Origin of the sequence: Salinisphaera sp. PC39 (assembly GCF_040361335.1) — a bacterium.
GTDB lineage: Bacteria > Pseudomonadota > Gammaproteobacteria > Nevskiales > Salinisphaeraceae > APNM01.
On record NZ_APNM01000013.1, the window covers coordinates 14,598 to 31,098 of the forward strand.

General features: G+C 68.0%; 17 protein-coding genes and 1 tRNA gene. 10 read left to right on the plus strand and 8 right to left on the minus strand.

Annotated elements, in window-relative coordinates; translation table 11 throughout:
- Nucleotides 1-212 precede the first annotated feature (212 nt).
- On the minus strand, nt 213-953 hold the full coding sequence (locus tag PC39_RS12585; protein ID WP_353253747.1) for an SDR family oxidoreductase: 741 nt from the start codon (nt 951-953) through the stop codon (nt 213-215).
- A gap of 125 nt (nt 954-1,078) precedes the next feature.
- On the opposite strand from PC39_RS12585, the gene PC39_RS12590 reads away from it, so the two are divergent.
- A complete protein-coding gene (locus PC39_RS12590) occupies nt 1,079-2,371 on the plus strand; it encodes an acyl-CoA dehydrogenase family protein (RefSeq protein ID WP_353253748.1) in 1,293 nt (430 codons plus the stop codon).
- 66 nt (nt 2,372-2,437) lie between these two features.
- On the opposite strand, the gene PC39_RS12595 is transcribed toward PC39_RS12590, so the two are convergent.
- Nucleotides 2,438-3,073 (minus strand): GntR family transcriptional regulator, encoded by a 636-nt coding sequence (locus PC39_RS12595; protein ID WP_353253749.1) that lies wholly within the window; start codon nt 3,071-3,073, stop codon nt 2,438-2,440.
- A gap of 186 nt (nt 3,074-3,259) precedes the next feature.
- Nucleotides 3,260-4,042: an SDR family NAD(P)-dependent oxidoreductase gene (locus PC39_RS12600; protein ID WP_353253750.1), complete on the minus strand. Its 783-nt coding sequence runs from the start codon at nt 4,040-4,042 to the stop codon at nt 3,260-3,262.
- A 176-nt stretch (nt 4,043-4,218) separates the two neighbouring features.
- Here PC39_RS12600 and PC39_RS12605 point away from each other — a divergent pair, with 176 nt between their 5' ends.
- From PC39_RS12605 to PC39_RS12630, 6 genes are all read left to right on the plus strand, one after another.
- Entirely contained in the window at nt 4,219-4,995 is a 777-nt protein-coding gene (locus tag PC39_RS12605) for an SDR family NAD(P)-dependent oxidoreductase (RefSeq protein ID WP_353253751.1), read from the plus strand.
- 37 nt (nt 4,996-5,032) lie between these two features.
- On the plus strand, nt 5,033-5,857 hold the full coding sequence (locus PC39_RS12610; RefSeq protein ID WP_353253752.1) for an enoyl-CoA hydratase/isomerase family protein: 825 nt from the start codon (nt 5,033-5,035) through the stop codon (nt 5,855-5,857).
- A gap of 270 nt (nt 5,858-6,127) precedes the next feature.
- Nucleotides 6,128-6,493: an RNA polymerase sigma factor gene (locus PC39_RS12615; RefSeq protein ID WP_353253753.1), complete on the plus strand. Its 366-nt coding sequence runs from the start codon at nt 6,128-6,130 to the stop codon at nt 6,491-6,493.
- Nucleotides 6,494-6,601: 108 nt separating this feature from the next.
- Nucleotides 6,602-7,513 carry an EAL domain-containing protein gene (locus PC39_RS12620; protein WP_353253754.1) on the plus strand — a complete coding sequence of 304 codons (912 nt, stop codon included), beginning with the start codon at nt 6,602-6,604 and terminating at the stop codon, nt 7,511-7,513.
- A 170-nt stretch (nt 7,514-7,683) separates the two neighbouring features.
- On the plus strand, nt 7,684-8,772 hold the full coding sequence (locus PC39_RS12625; protein ID WP_353253755.1) for a GGDEF domain-containing protein: 1,089 nt from the start codon (nt 7,684-7,686) through the stop codon (nt 8,770-8,772).
- Between the two features lie 147 nt (nt 8,773-8,919).
- Nucleotides 8,920-9,450 carry an RNA polymerase sigma factor gene (locus PC39_RS12630; protein WP_353253826.1) on the plus strand — a complete coding sequence of 177 codons (531 nt, stop codon included), beginning with the start codon at nt 8,920-8,922 and terminating at the stop codon, nt 9,448-9,450.
- Between the two features lie 37 nt (nt 9,451-9,487).
- Here PC39_RS12630 and PC39_RS12635 read toward each other — a convergent pair whose 3' ends face one another.
- From PC39_RS12635 to PC39_RS12645, 3 genes are all read right to left on the minus strand, one after another.
- Complete coding sequence (locus tag PC39_RS12635; RefSeq protein WP_353253756.1) at nt 9,488-10,315, minus strand: class I SAM-dependent methyltransferase; 828 nt, start codon at nt 10,313-10,315, stop codon at nt 9,488-9,490.
- Between the two features lie 184 nt (nt 10,316-10,499).
- Nucleotides 10,500-11,735, minus strand: a complete 1,236-nt coding sequence (locus PC39_RS12640; RefSeq protein ID WP_353253757.1) for a mechanosensitive ion channel family protein — start codon at nt 11,733-11,735, stop codon at nt 10,500-10,502.
- A gap of 295 nt (nt 11,736-12,030) precedes the next feature.
- Nucleotides 12,031-12,106: transfer RNA gene (locus PC39_RS12645), tRNA-Ala, on the minus strand.
- A 92-nt stretch (nt 12,107-12,198) separates the two neighbouring features.
- On the opposite strand from PC39_RS12645, the gene PC39_RS12650 reads away from it, so the two are divergent.
- A complete protein-coding gene (locus PC39_RS12650) occupies nt 12,199-12,819 on the plus strand; it encodes a TIGR04282 family arsenosugar biosynthesis glycosyltransferase (RefSeq protein WP_353253758.1) in 621 nt (206 codons plus the stop codon).
- On the opposite strand, the gene PC39_RS12655 is transcribed toward PC39_RS12650, so the two are convergent.
- Complete coding sequence (locus PC39_RS12655) at nt 12,812-13,666, minus strand: universal stress protein (protein WP_353253759.1); 855 nt, start codon at nt 13,664-13,666, stop codon at nt 12,812-12,814. The two genes, PC39_RS12650 and PC39_RS12655, sit on opposite strands and share 8 nt — an antisense overlap.
- Before the next feature lie 224 nt (nt 13,667-13,890).
- Here PC39_RS12655 and PC39_RS12660 point away from each other — a divergent pair, with 224 nt between their 5' ends.
- Together PC39_RS12660 and PC39_RS12665 are read left to right on the plus strand one after the other, a co-directional pair.
- A complete protein-coding gene (locus PC39_RS12660) occupies nt 13,891-14,640 on the plus strand; it encodes a TerC family protein (RefSeq protein WP_353253760.1) in 750 nt (249 codons plus the stop codon).
- A 1-nt stretch (nt 14,641) separates the two neighbouring features.
- A complete protein-coding gene (locus tag PC39_RS12665) occupies nt 14,642-15,196 on the plus strand; it encodes a nucleoside deaminase (RefSeq protein ID WP_353253761.1) in 555 nt (184 codons plus the stop codon).
- Nucleotides 15,197-15,700: 504 nt separating this feature from the next.
- Here the strand turns inward: PC39_RS12665 and PC39_RS12670 are convergent.
- On the minus strand, nt 15,701-16,435 hold the full coding sequence (locus PC39_RS12670; RefSeq protein WP_353253762.1) for an LOG family protein: 735 nt from the start codon (nt 16,433-16,435) through the stop codon (nt 15,701-15,703).
- Nucleotides 16,436-16,501 lie beyond the last annotated feature (66 nt).

The window sequence follows — 16,501 nt, forward strand, 5'->3', positions numbered from 1 at the left end:
TGCGCCTCTGTGGTTCATAAAGCGCGCGCCCGTAGCCCCATCAGCCCGAATGCCAGGGACGCTTCTCTCATCCCGGCCAAAAGACTGAGTTCCTGACTAACCACAGAGACACAGAGGCACAGAGCCTTAAGAAATCGATAAATCACGAAGAAAAAAGAAAAAACAACTTAAACTCTTCCTCCGTGCCTCTGTGCCTCTGTGGTTGATAATTCTTAAGCCATCAGGTTGGCGCCGCCGTTGACGTAGATCACCTGCCCCTGGATGTACGCCGCCTCGTCCGAGGCCAGCCAGCGGATCAGGTTGGTGTAGTCGGCGGCCTCGATACCGCGGCCGGTGGGATTCTCGCGCGCGGCCTTCTCCGCCAGCTCGTCGGCCTTGTCGCCGAAGATGGTGCGCACGGCGTCGGTGGCCACCAGCGCCGGCGCCACGGCGTTGATGCGGATGCCGCGGGGAGCCAGCTCCACCGCCAGGTAGCGCATCAGGCTCTCCGCCAGGGCCTTGCCCGCGCCGATCGCGGCGTAGTTGGGCACCACCACCCGGCCGCCGCGGCTGCTCAGGAAGAACACGCTGCTGCCGCGGTCCATCAAGGGCAACGCCGCCTGCACCAGGTACAGCAGCGCGGTGCCGTTGACGCTCAGGGCGGCGGCGAAGGTCTCCGGGTCCGCCTCCAATACCGGCGTGGGATACGGGCGCACGGCACAGTGCACGAGCTGATCGATACGGCCGCCGTCCGCGGCGATCGCGTCCATGAGCTCGCGGCAACCCGCGGGCGTCCCGACATCGGCGCGCACGGCCCGCGCCTCGGCCCCGGCCGCCTCGATCTCGGCCACGGCACGCTCCGCGGCGGCCTCGTCGCCCGCGTAGTTGACATAGACCCGGTTGCCGGGCTCGGCGAAGGCTTTGGCGATGGCGAAACCGATACCCTTGGTCCCGCCGGTAACGAGTATGCTCACGAAAATCTCCCTGAGAGGAATATAGGACATTTTTGTACTACAATAGCACGGACTCATAGGTATCCGAACAATCGGGCGGTCCGCGCGTTATGCTGGCCGCCGATGCAACACGAGGAGATCCCACCATGGTGCTGGCGTATTCCGAACGGACCGAAGAACTCAAGGCCTCGATCGAGGCCTTCATGGAGAAGCACGTCTACCCCAACGAGGAAACCATCCTCCGCCAGATCGACGACGGCGATCGCTGGCAGCCGGCACCCCTGGTCGAGGAACTCAAGGCCGAGGCCAAGAAGCAGGGCCTGTGGAACCTCTGGTCCCCGGACAAGGAGCACGGCGCCGGCCTCAGCAACTTCGACTACGCCCCGCTGTGCGAGGTCATGGGCCGCTCGCCCTTCGCGCCCGAGATCTTCAACTGCTCGGCGCCGGACACCGGCAACATGGAAGTGCTGATCAACTACGGCTCGGACGAGCAGAAGAAGCAATGGCTGCCGCAACTGCTCGACGGCGAGATCCGTTCGGCCTTCGCCATGACCGAGATCGAAGTGGCCTCCTCCGACGCCACCAACATCGAGACCGAGATCCGCCGCGACGGCGACGAGTACGTGATCAACGGCCGCAAGTGGTGGACCTCCGGCGCGATCGACCCGCGCTGCCGGGTGATGGTGGTGATGGGCAAGAGCGATCCCGACAATGCCGACCGCCACAAGCAGCAGTCCATGATCCTGTGCCCGCTGCCCCACCCCGGCGTGACGGTCAAGCGCATGCTGCCGGTGTTCGGCTTCGACGAGGCGCCGCACGGCCACGCCGAGGTGATCTTCGACAACGTCCGCGTGCCGGCCGCCAACATGCTGCTGGGCGAGGGCCGCGGCTTCGAGATCGCCCAGGGCCGCCTCGGCCCGGGCCGCATCCATCACTGCATGCGCCTGATCGGCGCCACCGAGCGCGCCCTGGAGCGCATGTGCCGGCGCCTGCAGACCCGGGTCGCCTTCGGCAAGCCGGTGGCGCAGCAGACGGTCTGGCAGGAGCGCATCGCCGAGTCGCGCATCATGATCGAGCAGATCCGCCTGCTCACGCTCAAGGCCGCGCACATGATGGATACCGTGGGTAACAAGGAGGCGCGCCAGGAGATCGCCATGATCAAGGTGGCGGCCCCGAACGTGGCCTGCAAGATCATCGACTGGGCGATCCAGGCCTTCGGCGGCGCCGGCGTCACCGGCGACTACGGCCTGGCCTTCGCCTACGCCAACGCCCGCCTGCTGCGTATCGCGGACGGCCCCGACGAGGTCCACCGCAACCAGATCGCGCGCCTGGAGATGAAGCGTTACGACGGTGACGTCAGCCGTACCGGCGGCTCGGCCTTCGTGCGGCCCGCGGACCGCAGCCCGGACTACGAGGATCAACCCGTCTGGATCGCGTGATGGATCGCGGCCGGGGTGCGAAAGCACCCCGGCCGCGGTTTCCCGTTGCGGCGGTGGCGGCCGGGGCTAACCCTGGGCGGCCGCGAAGGCCTCGTCGGGCAGGTTCGTGAGACTGACCCGGCGCCGGCGCAGGTGGGTCTTGGTGGCGCGCTCCGCGCGCTTGGCGTCGCCCGCCAGCACGGCGTCGGCGATCGCCTCCAGTTCCTGGAACTGGTACTCGTGCTGCTTGCGGGTGATGTAGGACTGGAACTGCAGGCGCAGCAGGCTGATCTGCATCTGCGGCATGACCCGCTGCAACTCGGGGTTGCCGGCGATCTGCACCAGCGTGTCGTAGAAATGCCGCCGCTCGGCGAGAAAGGCCAGGGTCTCGCCCTGGTTGCGGTAGCTCTTCAGGCGCTCGTACGCCGCCTCGAAACGCTCGCGATTGTCGCCTTCGTTGATGTGGCGCGCCGCAAGCTTGGCGGCCAGGCTGGTGATCACCTCGATCACGATCAGGGTGTCGCGCACCCCTTCGCGGTCGAGCGCACGGATATAGGCGCCGCGGTGACGGTTCAGGGTGAGCACGCCCTCCCCGGCCAGCCGCTTGAAGGCCTCGCGCACGGGCCCCCGGCTGACCTTGAGTTCGCGCGTCAGATCGGCCTCGATCAATCGCTGGCCCGGCACGAACCGCCCGGCATCGATGCCGCGCATGATCGCGTCCATGACCAGACGCGGCGAACTGACGTCGCGCGCCGTCTTCGTCTTCCTGACAGACTTCGTTTGCGCCTGGACCAAGTTTCGGCTCCTTATGTGTCCACCGGAAACGCGTGCCGTCCCCCGCGGCCAAAAAACGCCCAGCTTAATGCGGCACGGGCCGCAGGTGAACCTGCGGCCCGGCCGGACACGACGTCAGATCCGCGCCGTGGTGCCTCCGTCGAGCATGAAAATGGCGCCGTTGGTGTAGCTCGCCTCGTCCGAGGCCAAGTACAGGCAGCCATAGGCCATCTCCATCGGCGTGCCGGCGCGGCGCATCGGGCACAAGCGATCCGCGGTGGCCTCGTCGTCGAACAGGGAGATGTGATCCTGGATCATGGGCGTGTCGATGAAGCCCGGGCAGACGCAGTTGGCGCGGATGCCGTCCAGCGCATAGGCGGAGCACAGCGACCGCGTCAGGTTCACCAGCGCACCCTTGGCGGCCGTGTAGGCATGCGCGTCGGGATTGCCCTTCACGCCCAGGATCGAGGAGATGTTGATGATCGAGCCGTTGCCCTGCTTCTGCATGTGCGGGATGGCGGCGCGGCTCATCAGGTAGATCGAGTCCAGGTCGATCGCCATGACCTCGCGCCACTTGTCCGGCTCGGTCTCGGTGACGGACCCCATGGAACCCGGGCTCTTCTGATCCCAGGAATAACCCACGCCGGCGCCGTTGAGCACCACGTCGACGCGCCCGTAAGCCTTCACGGTCTCGTCCACGACCTTCTGGACCTGGTCCGGGTCGGACACGTCCGCCGGCACGATCATGCCCTCACCGCCGTTCTTCTCGACTTCGGCAAGCACCTTCTCCAGGTTGGCCTTGGTGCGCGACACACCGACGACCTTGGCGCCTTCCTGGGCGAATAGTTCCATGCAGGCGCGACCGATGCCGGTACCGGCACCCGTGACGATCGCGACCTTGTCTTGTAGCCGACCCATCTTCTTTCCTCCGAGTCTCGCTGGTGAGTGAACGCCGCAAGGCGGTTGCCCGCCGGACGGCTTTCTGTATCATCAGACAATATTGTCCTATAAAAACGTTCACGTCCAGCATGGGCGTGACGCGAAAGAATCCAATCACGCGGCCAAAGTGCCGCAAAAGGTGCGGGAGAACCACAATGGGACGTCTTGACGGAAGGGTTGCCCTGATCACGGGCAGCGGACGCGGCATCGGCCGTGCGGTGGCTCTGGAGATGGCGCGCGAGGGGGCGGACATCGTTCTCACCTCGCGTACCGCCGGCGAGCTGGAGAGCGTCGCGGGCGAGATCGAGGGACTGGGCCGGCGCGCCCTGCCCCTGACCTGCGACATGATGGACCGCGAGGCCATCAAGCGGACGGTCGCCGACAGCGTGTCGCACTACGGTCGCCTCGACATCCTGTTCAACAACGTCGGCGGCCTGATGGGGGATATCACCAAGCTAGTCACCCTGGACCACGACGACGAACTGTTCGAGAAGAACCTCTTCCTCAACCTCACCAGCGCCTATTACGCCACCCGGCACGCCCTGCCGCACATGGTGGCACAGGACTACGGGCGGGTGATCTTCAACGGCTCCGGCTACGCCAAGCGCGGCGGCGGCCTGATCGCCTACACGGCGGCCAAGCACGGTCTGATCGGCATGACCCGGGCAATGGCCTACCAGGTACCGACCTCCATCACCATCAACACCCTGTGCCCCGGCTGGACCAACACCCAGCTCGTGGACTGGGAGCGGCTGGCCCAGGCCATGGGCACCGACGCCGCCACGGCCAAGCACATGATGGAGCAGGAGAACGTCCAGAAACGCATCCTGGAGCCGGAGGAACTGGGACCGATGGCGGCACTGATCGCCGCCCCGGAATCGGCCGGCATCACGGGCCAGGTCATCAGCGTCGACGGCGGCTACAAGATCTGAACGCCGTACCGCGAACACACCCCACCGGAGCCTAGATATGAGCTATTGGCAGACCGAGACCGAGGGCGGCGTCGTCGTCGCCACCTACCACAACCCCCCGATGAACTACTTCTGCGCCGACGCCATCGGCGAGCTGTCGCAACTGGTGGACGGCTGGGAGGAGGATGCCTCGATCCGCGCCGTGGTGATCACCGGCGGCATCGAGGGCAAGTTCGTCACCCATTACAGCGTCGAGGAACTGCTGTCGATGGCCGAGGACCGGGACGGCATGCGCGCCGCCGGCACCGCCCTGACGGACGCCTACCACGGCCTCCAGGAACGCCTGCGGCACCTGCCCAAGCCGGTGATCGTGGCCATGAACGGCGACGCCATGGGCGGCGGCTTCGAATTCTGCCTGGGCTGCGATATCCGTATCGCCCAGCAGGGCGATTACCGTTTCGGTCTGCCCGAGATCAAGCTGGGCATCCTGCCCGGCGGCAGCGGCACGCAGCGTCTGTCGCGCCTGATCGGCGGCGGCAACGCCATCAACTTCATCCTGCGCGGGCGCGTGGTGCCGCCGGACGAGGCCCTGGCGCTGGGGCTGGTGCACGAGGTCGTGCCCGATGCCCTCGCCCACGCCAAGGCGCTGGCCGCCGACCTCGCCAAGCTCGCGCCCAGGGCGGTGTGGTGCATCAAGCGCTGCGTCTACGACGGCGGTGACACCCACATCGCCGCCGGCCTGCAGATGGAGGGCTTCAACTTCCTGGAGACCATGCTCTCCGACGACGGCGTCGCCGCCATGCGCGCGTATGTCGAGGAGCCCTACGAGAAGCGCCGCGACTGGCTCGAGTCGCCGCGTCTGCCCGAGTTCAAGGGCCACTGAGCCTCTCCCGCCGGCCGGCCGCGCGTCTCGCGGCCGGTCGGCGGGCCCGCCTTGCGCACGCCGCCGCCCGGCGGTCGACACCGCGCCATCACGCAACCCGCCCGAGGACGGACAGCCGTTCGGGGACCGGCCTCGCGCATGCGAGTACCGCCGTCCCACGGACAATCGATCCCGATGTGTAACCAACATGCGGGTCCGTTCGTCTAACGGATAAGGCCGGACAACACGCCGACCACAAAACAGTCGCGGATATTGGGGGATATCGGATTCATGCAGGAGACCGACGAGGACATAGCGCGACTCTGTCTCTTGGGCGACCACAAGCATTACGCCGTGCTCGTGGAACGCTACGAGGTGCCGGTCAGGGCGCTGATCGAGCGATTGACGGACGACCACGAGGACAGCGAACGGATCGCCCACCATGCATTCGTCGACGCCTACGAGAGACTGGGCGAGTGCCCCCTGGAGAACGGGCGCTTCGCGCTCTGGCTGCTCGGCATCGCGGCCGAGCACGTCCATGCGCATCTCCGTGAGCGGGGCGGCGATTGCCGCCTCCCGCGGGCTCTGGCCCTACGCTGGAGAAAAAAGGCTCGCAAGACGCGGAAGACCGGTGACGAAGCCGGCTCCCCGCTCTGAGACGAGCATGAACCGTTTCCCGCCGAGTGGAGAGACGAAGGCGCGCGGCGCCGGGACGAGAAGGCGGCGAAACGGCCCAAGACACGACACTTGGAGGAGTGTTAGCCCATGCACGACGATAACGACAATCCGCAGGAGCACCTGACCCCGCAGCAACTGGAAGAGCTCCTGATCAAGCTGCCGTTCGCCGCTCCGTCACGGGGCTTCGTGAACCGCGTGATGCGCGACGTCGAGCGGCGCGCCGCCCGCGAGCCCGTGGAGTACGACCTCGACACCGTGACCGAGCTATCGCGGCAGGTCGGCCTGAAGCCCGATTGGACCATGGCCTTCCAGCCGATCGTCGACGTGGAGAGACGGACCGTGGTCGCGCACGAGGCCCTGGTGCGCGGTCCCAACAATGAGCCGGCGCAACAGGTCCTGGAACGGGTGAACCGCGACAACATCTGCCTGTTCGAGGAACTGTGCCGGATCAAGGCCGTACGGCTGGCCTCGGAACTCGGCATGCAGACCGATCTGAGCATCAACTTCCCGCCCCGGGCATTCCGGCTGCCCGACAGGACGATCACCGCCACCATGGCCGCGGCGCGTTGCTACGGCTTCCCGCAGGAGCGGCTGATCTTCGAGATCACCCGGTCGGAGGCCCCGCGCCTGTCCGAGGACCGGGCGCGGCTGGAGGAGATCGTCGACCATTACAACGCGCGCGGCTTCCGCACCGCCTTCGACGATTTCGGCCCCGGATTCGACAACCTGGCGGGCTTCGGCGGCTGCCGCACCGACATGGTGAAGCTGGAGATGGCCATGGTGCGCGACATCCACAAGCATCCCTCGCGGCTCGCGCTGCTGCGCGAATTGCTGGCCGCCTGCAACGATCTCGGCTACCAGGCGGTCGCCAAGGGCGTGGAGACCTACGAGGAGTTCGACACCCTGCGGGAGCTGGGCGTGTCCCTGTTCCAGGGCTTCTATTTCGCCCGCCCGGCCTTCCAGTCCCTCGCGAGCGTGCCATCGTCCGTCTATCGCTGACACGGCCCGCGCGACGATACCCGGGACCCGGCGCGGACGACGGCGGGACGCCGGGCGTGTCCCCGCATCCATGCCGAATGACCCTGAAATCCTTTGATGATGAACACCCCGGCAGCGGAGGATGCCGCGACCGCCACGAAGGACAACAAGCAGCGTATGGGAGAAACGACATGAGGAGACCTCTGCCACCCTTCGACCTCGATCATGAAACCATCCGGCTAAAGAGCTTCGCCAAAGGCATCACCGAGATCCAGTGGCTGCTGGTCACCCTGGTGCTGGCCTATCTGGTGATCGCCGGCGACCGCGGCGGCGAACAACTGCCGGCGATCGCCATCACCCTGCTCTATTTCACCGCGAGCATCGGCGCGAATTACCTGCCGCGCCTGGGCATGCCGCGCGACTGGCTGGGCGCGATACACACCTGGGCGATGATCGGCTTCATCACCTGGCTGCTGCATAACACCGGCGGCGTGGCAGGACCGCTGGCGGGTCTGTTCCTGCTGCCCGTGATCACCAGCGCCCTGACCCTGGGCAAGGCCGCCACCCTGCTCGAGGTCGGCACCATCGGCGCCTGCTACCTGCTCCTGTTCCATCTCGACCGGGGCGTGAGCGCGCTCCTCGGCCCGGATTTCGCGCTGGCCGCGGCGCACGTGGTGATGTTCCTGATGGTCGGCTACGTCACCACCATGCTCTCCAACTCGGTCGAGCTCGCCAACCGCCGGCTGCAGCAACTGGCCAGCCGTGACCCGCTGACCGGCCTGTACAACCGGGAGACCCTGCGCTCCGTATCCCTGCCCTTCTATGCGGCGGCCCTGCAATGGGGCGGCCGCCCGGTTTCGGTGCTGGTCGCGGACATCGACAACCTGCAAGCGCTGAATACCGACCGGGGCCCGGAGACCGGCGATCTCGCGATCATGGCGACCGGCCGCAAGCTGGCCGAGACCATCGGCAGGAAAGGCGTGGTGGCGCGCTACGGCGACGACGAATTCGTCGCCCTGCTGCCGGACGCGGATGCCGCGCAGACCGAGGCATTGGTAGAGTCGCTGCTGGAAACCGAAACCGCCTATGGCGACGCCCGTGTCCGGACCACGCTGAGCATCGGCATCGCCGGTTTCCCGGCGCATGGCCGTACCGTGGACACCCTGCTCGCCAAGGCCGATCGCGCCATGCGCCGGGCCAAGCGGCACGGCGGCCGCGCGGTGAGGACCCCGGCACGGGGGGACGATGGCATACGGCGTCAATCCAGGGAGACATCCTAGCCGCCCGGCGGCACCGACTACGGCACGACGGACAAGACCATTTTCTCAATCGCCCCCATCAGCGCCACCGACGCCGGCCAACGCCGGACAGCGGATTCGCAGCCGGCGGCTCCGGACGATATATCCCCGGCCGAGGAGCAGGCGCTGATACGAGCCTGCCTGGCGGGGAACAGCGAGGCGTTCAGACCGCTGGTCGAGCGCTACGAGCGCATGGTCCGCGGGATGATCGCCCGGTTGGTGGACGAAGAGCACCTGATCGAGGAACTCGCCCATCGCACCTTCATCGGCGCCTTCGAGAATCTCGCGAAATACGAGGGCCGCGGCAAGTTCGCCACCTGGCTCGGCCGGATCGCGATCAACAAGACCCGCGATTACCTGCGCGCCAGGAAACGCCGCGATCGCGGCAGACTGCCCTTCGATGAATTCGACGCCCCCCACGAGGGCTACTGCCCCGAGGCCGAGGTCCAGGGGCGGCAGAACGGGCGCCTGCTCGCCCTGGCCATGCAGAGCCTCAAGGACGAAACCCGCAGATTGATCGTGCTGCGCTACCTGCACGAATGCGCCTACCGGGAGATCGCCGAACGGATCGGCTGCAGCGAGGGCGCCGCCAAGGTGCGTTGCTGGCGGGCGGTGACGCTACTCCGGCGCGAGCTCGAACGGCTCGGGGCCGAGCCGTAATGCCGCGTCCGGGCGCTGCCGTGGCATCGTCCCCCGCTTACACCCTCGCGGTGACGATGTGACAGGCACCGCCGAGGTTCAGGCCGTCGGCCGCGACATGCGGCTCGAGCGCGGTTCGCACGGCCTCCAGGGCCTTGCCCCGAGCCGCCTCGTCGATCTCCGCCAGGGCCCGTGACAACGGCCCGATCTCCTGCATGAACGCCAGCCCGCCCTCCAGGCTGTCGGCCAGGTGCAGCATCGGATCCAGGGGACGGATGTCCACCCCGTCGAAACCGGCGCCGGTCAGGATGTCGCGCACGTAGTCGGGGTCGGCGAAGGCGAACGGCCCCGGCGCCCGCGGATCCGGCGGCATCTCCGGCTCCGGCAGATACGGCCTGGCGGCGGCGTAGGGCACGGCCACCCAGGGGTTCTCGCGGAAATCCCGCCAGCAACAGAACACCAGCCGGCCCGTCGGCGACAGCGCGCGGCGCAGGTTGGCGAAGGCGGCATACGGCTCCTCGAAGAACATCACGCCGAAGCGCGAGAACACCAGGTCGTGGACGGCCTCGAAAGAGGCTGTCGCCGCATCCGCCTCGCGGAAGACCAGACCCGGCTTGCCGGCGGCGCGCTCGCGCGCCCGCGCAAGCATCGACCGGGAGACATCGATACCGGTCACATCGGCGCCGCGCCCGGCCAGCGCCAGGCTGGTCTCGCCGCAGCCACAGCCCACGTCCAGGACACGCTCGCCCGGCCGGGGCGCGGCCCGTTCCATCAACGCCTCGGTCACCGGCGCCAGCATGCGGTCCAGGTGCGCCTGGGCGGCGACCCACTTGGGTCCCGCCTGCTCGTTCCAATATTCGATCTGCTCCCGGTTGCTCTCGGTCACGGCTGCCCACTCCCCGGCGGCTCCTGGATCACGAACGACAGCATACATCGACGCGCTCACGGACACCGCCGGATCGATGCGGACCCCGGCGTCTTGCTACCCCGCCGAGGCGAGAACCGGCCCGCCGCCACCATGGCCGCGAGATTCCGATCCGCCGCGACAGCCGGCCGCGGGGACATATCGCTCAATCCTCGCCTTCGCCCGGCATCGGCGAGCCCGTCGCGCGATCACCCGCCGCGGACGGCGCCGGATTGCGAAACCACAAATCCCGCTGTGGGAACGGAATGGTCACGCCATGCTCACGAAAGGCGGCATCTATGGCGAAGTTGAGATCCGAGGCGACGCGATAGCGGCGCGCGATATCGGTGACGAACGCCTTGAGCTGGAAATCCAGGGAACTATCGCCGAAGCCCGCGAAAAACACGATCGGCAGCGGCGTGCTCCCATGCTCGTCGACCACCACTTGCGGATGCGCCTCGGCGGCCTCGAGAAGCAGCCGTTTCACCAGTTGGGTGTCGCTGCCGTATGCCACGCCCACGGATACAGTCACCCGGCCGTGGCGGTCGCGCAGCATCCAGTTGGTCACATGGTTGGCGATCAGCTCCGAGTTCGGCACCACGACCGAGATACCGTCCCAAGTCTCGATCTCGGTGGAGCGGATACGCAGGCGACGGACGAAACCCTCCGTGGAGCCCACGGAAATATAGTCGCCGGTACGGATCGGACGCTCGAACAATAAAATCAGGCCGGACACGAAATTGTTGACGATGTTCTGCAGACCGAATCCGATGCCCACCGACAACGCGCCCGCCACCAGGGCCAGGTTGGTCAAGTCGAACCCGGCATAGGAGAGCCCGGCGAGACCGGCGAGGACGAAGCCGACATAGCCGCACAGCGTGGCCACGGTCTCGCGGGTATGGGCTTCCATCGGCGTGTTCGCCAGCCAGCGACGCTCTAACCGGCCCGCGAGCCAGCGCACGCCGATCACCAAGGCGGCAAACACCAGCACGCCGGCCACGAGCCGGCCGGGCACGATTTGGACCTGACCGACATTGAAGCCGCCGCGCCCGAACGTGGACAACAACGCCAGGCTCTGCTCGGTGAGCCCCCAGACGTGCAAGATCACCAGCGGCAGTCCTGCCCACAAGACCAGGTACAGTATCGCGGCGATCCAGCCCGCCTCGTGCAACCGCTCCCCTTTCTCCACGCCGAGTTGCCTGCGCAGTCGCCGCTGCCAGGCGAATCGCCCCTCGTGCAACCCGGCGACCAGCCAGCCGATCAGACGGCTGGCCAGCAGCGCCGCCAAAACCAGGGCGCCGGATGCCGCAAGCCGCTCCCAGGGCCACGCCGACGACGACTCCGGCCGCTCGCCCACGAGCAACAGCGCCAGGACACAGGCCGCCACCGCAGCCGCAAGCAACAACAAGGAACGAATTGGCGGCCCCTTTTTCATAAGCTTCAGTCCCTGTCATACCATGCGGCTGCGTGCGCGACCAATCGCACGGCGACGCGCCGCGGTCGGGGGCTCCGGGAACCGCGTGCGGCATGATTGCCGACGGGCATCACGCCGGCAGGGTGGCAGGTACCGCGCCAAGTACCGTCGAACACGACGCCATGGGGCGGATGGGGCGGCTCGCCGCGGGACACGTCGGACAAGAAAAAACCCGTCACCGCAACACTTGCGGGACGGGTCCGGTTTTTACGAAACGTTTATCTGGTGGAGCCGGCCGGAATCGAACCGGCGACCTTAGCAGTGCGATTGCTACGCTCTCCCAACTGAGCTACGGCCCCACGGGTTGGGATGCCGCCTGCGGCGACGGCGCGTATTCTACCACCGTTCGACGTCGCCGCATCAACTGCCGGCACCATTCCGTAGCTTGCGCATGCACCATCCCGACAGCCGGATCCTGATCTTCGCCAAGGCGCCCGTGCCGGGCCGCTGCAAGACGCGCCTCGCGGCGGGACTGGGGCCGCGGCGCGCCGCGGCCGTCTATCGGCGCCTGCTGCGGGCCACGGTGGCGGAAGCCGCGCGCTCGCGGGCCGCCCCGGTCGAGTTGTGGTGCAGCCCGGATAGTCGCCACCCCTGCTTCGCCTCGCTGCGCCGGGACCATGCCGTGGTCCTGCGGCGTCAGCCGGGCGGCGACCTGGGGCGGCGGATGCACTCGGCCCTGGCGTCGGCGCTGACCCGCTCGCGCGCCGCGCTGGTGATCGGCGGCGACTGCCCGGTGCTGGCCGGAGGCCACCTGCACGCCGCCCTCGGCATGCTGGCGGAGGGCACCGATGCCGTGTTCGCGCCGGCCGAGGACGGCGGCTACGCCCTGGTCGGGCTGCGCGCCCCCGCCCCGGCCCTGTTCCGGGACGTGGCCTGGGGCGGCCCCCGCGTCATGACCCAGACCCGGCGCCGGCTGGATGCGCTGGACCTGCGGGCCGGCTACCTGGAACCGGTGTGGGACGTGGACACGCCCGCCGACTTCCGCCGTGCCCGCCGCGCCGGGCTCATTTGACGAACAGCATCGACGAGGGACAGGCGTCGAGCACCTTCTCCGCCGTGTTGCCCAGCATCATGGACTGGAACCGCCGCTGTCCGGACACGCCCAGCACCAGGAGGCCGTCGCGGTGCTTGTCGGCCTCGGCCAGGATCGCGGGCGAGGCCCGGTCGGCCCAGACCAGGTTGCGGGCGAGCTTGACGCCGTCGAAATTAAATCCCTCGAGAAAGGCGAGACGCTGATCGTGGAGGGCGCGCCGCGCGGCCTGCTCGGCCTCGTCGCGTTCCACGTCGGTGCCCCCCAGCATGCCCGCCGGCGGCGGATGCAGAACGCTCATGAGCTGCAGACGGGCGTTGAACTGCCGGCACAGGTCGGTGCTCACGCGGATACCGTCGGCCGAGCCGCGGCTGGCATCGAACGTACAGAGCACGTGCTGCAGGGCCGGCTCCGCCTCGGGCTTGCAGATCCAGACGTTCTCGCGCGCCGAGCGCGCCAGGGTGCGGGCGCTGGTACGCACATAGGCGGGGTCTTCCGCCGCGGACTCGCCGGCGCCGATCACGATGTATTCCGCCTCCATGCGGGGCGCCGCCTCCATCGCGGCGGTCGCCAGGTTGCCCTTGACCACCAGGGTCTCGCCGACGCGCGCCCGCAGACCCCGCAGGCGTTCCGCGACGTCCTCGATACGCGCGCGGGCACTCGCCTCGGCGTCACTGCCGACCCGCCAGAGCTGGTAGCGCGGGCCGGCGGTGGTCATGACGTGCACCGTCGCGGTGAGCGCCTTGCTGAGCTCGGCCACCTGGGCGGTGACCGCGGGCTCGATGGCGTCGAAGGCGGCGACGTAGAGTATGCGTTGCGTCAGCAGCATTTGGCCCACCTCCCGAGGGCCGTACGGGGATCGCGAATTAACCTGCACCGTTCGTGCCAGCCCCCGACACGCGATATGCCGTCCGTCCCCGGGCGACGGCCGCACGCCGAGACCCGTCCCGGTGCACCGTCCTGGTGCAGCCACGCACGTTCGTCGGCGGCGCATGCTCGGTGATATAACAGGCGCGGCCGTCCGGCCGACCGCATCGACCGAAGGAAACGTTCATGGAATTGCTCGCCGACCCGAACGTCTGGGTGGCCTTCGCCACCCTCACCGCCCTCGAGATCGTCCTGGGCATCGACAACATCGTGTTCATCTCGATCCTGGCCGGACGTCTGCCGGCGTCACAGCGCCAGCGGGCCCGGATGATCGGGCTGTCACTGGCCCTGGCGATGCGCGTGATCCTGCTGCTGTCGATCGCATGGATCATGGGCCTGACCCGGCCGTTGTTCGAGCTGCTGGGCAACGAGGTGTCCTGGCGCGACGTCATCCTGATCGCGGGCGGTCTGTTCCTGCTGGCGAAGAGCGTGTTCGAGATCCACGACAGCCTGGAGATCGAGCACGAGGAGGAGAAGGGCGGCAGTGTCGCCACCGCGACCATGGGCGCGGTCATCGTACAGATCGGCCTGCTGGACATGGTGTTCTCGCTCGACTCGGTGATCACGGCCGTGGGCCTGGCCGATCACGTCGAGGTCATGATCGCGGCCATCGTGGTGGCGATCGCCGTGATGATGGTCGCGGCGGGCCCGGTCGGCCGCTTCGTGGACAAGCATCCCACGGTAAAGATGCTGGCACTGTCCTTCCTCACCCTGATCGGCGTCGTCCTGATCGCCGAGGGCATGGAGTTCCATATCCCCAAGGGCTACGTTTACTTCGCGATGGGCTTCTCGCTGGTGGTGGAAATGCTCAACCTGCGCCTGCGCCGCAATCGCAACGCCCCGGTGAAGCTGCACAAGAAGATCACGGAGGGCTGAGGTGCCCCTACCCCGCGAATGGCGGTTGCGGCTGCCGGCATGGGTCCCGGAGATCGTGGCGACCCATCCCGGCCCGCACGACGACGACAGCGCCATGGCCCTGGCCGTGGCGCTGGCCGGAGAAGGCGCCGCGCGCGGTGCCGGCGGCCCGTTCGGGGCGGTGGTGCTCGACCGCGAGGGGGCACCGGTCGCGGCCGGCCCCAACCTGGTATTCGCGGACGGCGCATCCCTGGCGCATGCGGAGATGGTGGCCCTGACCCTGGCGCAGGCATCCCTGGGCACGCCGGACCTCGCCGGCGCCGGACTCACCCTGGTGAGCTCGGCCGAGCCCTGCGCCATGTGCCTGGGCGCCCTGCCCTGGTCCGGCATCGGACGGCTGGTCTGCGGCGCGCGGGACGCGGACGTACGCGCGGTGGGTTTCGACGAGGGGGCCAAACCGCCCGGCTGGGTCGAGGCCCTGAGCGCCCGCGGCATCGCGGTGACCCGCGACGTGGGCCGCGCGGCCGCCGCCCGCGTCCTGCGCGAGTATGCCGAGACGGGCGGTCAGCTTTACTAGGGCCTGTTAACCCTTCCCCCGTGGCCGCGTTGCAGTCCAAAATCGTGTCAGCCAAGGCGCGTGGCGCCGTGCCTTGGCCGGGGCCAAGGCCAAGCCACGCAACGCCGGATGGCGCGATTTTGGGCGCAACCCGTTCGCCCCGAGAGGCGGAGCGGGGCCCCGCCGCGCAGCGGTGGGGTGCGACCCTCGGCGGGGCGATATCCGCCCGTACCGGGGCGAACATCCGCCCGCCGGCGGTCGCATCCCGGCTTGCGCCGGGAACCCTGCTCCGCGCCTCGGGCGGATGGGACGGCGGCCATTTTCCCGCAATCCTGCGTTGCCGCTCGCTCGCGTATGCCCGCTACGCCACGCTCACGGCGCCTTGTCTTGCGAAAAAATGGCCGCCGGCGCGGCACACGCGGGAAGGGTTAACTGGCCCTGCAGATTGACGCAGATGCACGCAGAGTGAACTGCCAAGAAACCAAGCTGCGTCAATCGGCGTCGATCCGCGGATAAATTGAAGCCTTATTCGGACTGCGCACCGGAGGCGCCGGGCTCCAGCTCGTCGCGCAGGTATTCGAAGGCCTCGGCCACGGTGTCCACGGTCCGCACCAGGGCCCGGTCCTCGGGCGAGATCAGCCCCATCTCCACGAACAGGTCGAAATCCACCAGCCGGTTCCAGAACTCGCGGCCGTAGAGCACCACCGGCATGCGCGGCTGCTTGCCGGTCTGGATCAGGGTCAGCACCTCGAACAGCTCGTCCATGGTGCCGAACCCGCCGGGGAAGATCACCAGCCCCCGCGCGACGTTCATGAACCAGAACTTGCGCATGAAGAAGTAGTGGAATTCGAAGTTCAGGTCCGGGTGGATGTAGGCGTTGGCCTCCTGCTCGTGTGGCAGCGAGATGTTGAAGCCCATCGACAGGTCCGGATTGACGTCGGCGGCACCGCGATTGGCCGCCTCCATGATCCCCGGCCCGCCGCCGGTGACGATCAGATAGCGCTCGCCCTCGGCATGGCTGCGTGTGGTCCAGCGCGCGACGCGCGCGGCCAGCAGGCGGGCCTGCTCGTAGTAGTCCACCGACTCCGAGACCGGCTTGCGCTTGCCGGGGCGCAGACGCGCCGAGCCGAAGAAGATCAGGGCTCTCTGTACGTGATTGCGGTTCAGCCGCGTGCGCGGCTCGATGTACTCGGCGAGCATCCGCAGGGGCCGGGCTTCGGCCCCCATCATGAACTCGGGATTCTTGTAGGCCTTGGTCATGTCCGTCCCGTCCTGGCTGAACCGCGCATGGTAACGGAATCCCGCACGCCACCCGGTTACCGCCGC

Bases quoted from the DNA above. Each gene is read 5' to 3' on its own strand.
- PC39_RS12590 (WP_353253748.1), top strand. From the start codon at position 1,079: ATGGTGCTGGCGTATTCCGAACGGACCGAAGAACTCAAGGCCTCGATC.
- PC39_RS12595 (WP_353253749.1), bottom strand. From the start codon at position 3,073: ATGGACGCGATCATGCGCGGCATCGATGCCGGGCGGTTCGTGCCGGGC.
- PC39_RS12600 (WP_353253750.1), bottom strand. From the start codon at position 4,042: ATGGGTCGGCTACAAGACAAGGTCGCGATCGTCACGGGTGCCGGTACC.
- PC39_RS12605 (WP_353253751.1), top strand. From the start codon at position 4,219: ATGGGACGTCTTGACGGAAGGGTTGCCCTGATCACGGGCAGCGGACGC.
- PC39_RS12610 (WP_353253752.1), top strand. From the start codon at position 5,033: ATGAGCTATTGGCAGACCGAGACCGAGGGCGGCGTCGTCGTCGCCACC.
- PC39_RS12615 (WP_353253753.1), top strand. From the start codon at position 6,128: ATGCAGGAGACCGACGAGGACATAGCGCGACTCTGTCTCTTGGGCGAC.
- PC39_RS12620 (WP_353253754.1), top strand. From the start codon at position 6,602: ATGCACGACGATAACGACAATCCGCAGGAGCACCTGACCCCGCAGCAA.
- PC39_RS12625 (WP_353253755.1), top strand. From the start codon at position 7,684: ATGAGGAGACCTCTGCCACCCTTCGACCTCGATCATGAAACCATCCGG.
- PC39_RS12650 (WP_353253758.1), top strand. From the start codon at position 12,199: ATGCACCATCCCGACAGCCGGATCCTGATCTTCGCCAAGGCGCCCGTG.
- PC39_RS12655 (WP_353253759.1), bottom strand. From the start codon at position 13,666: ATGCTGCTGACGCAACGCATACTCTACGTCGCCGCCTTCGACGCCATC.
- PC39_RS12660 (WP_353253760.1), top strand. From the start codon at position 13,891: ATGGAATTGCTCGCCGACCCGAACGTCTGGGTGGCCTTCGCCACCCTC.
- PC39_RS12670 (WP_353253762.1), bottom strand. From the start codon at position 16,435: ATGACCAAGGCCTACAAGAATCCCGAGTTCATGATGGGGGCCGAAGCC.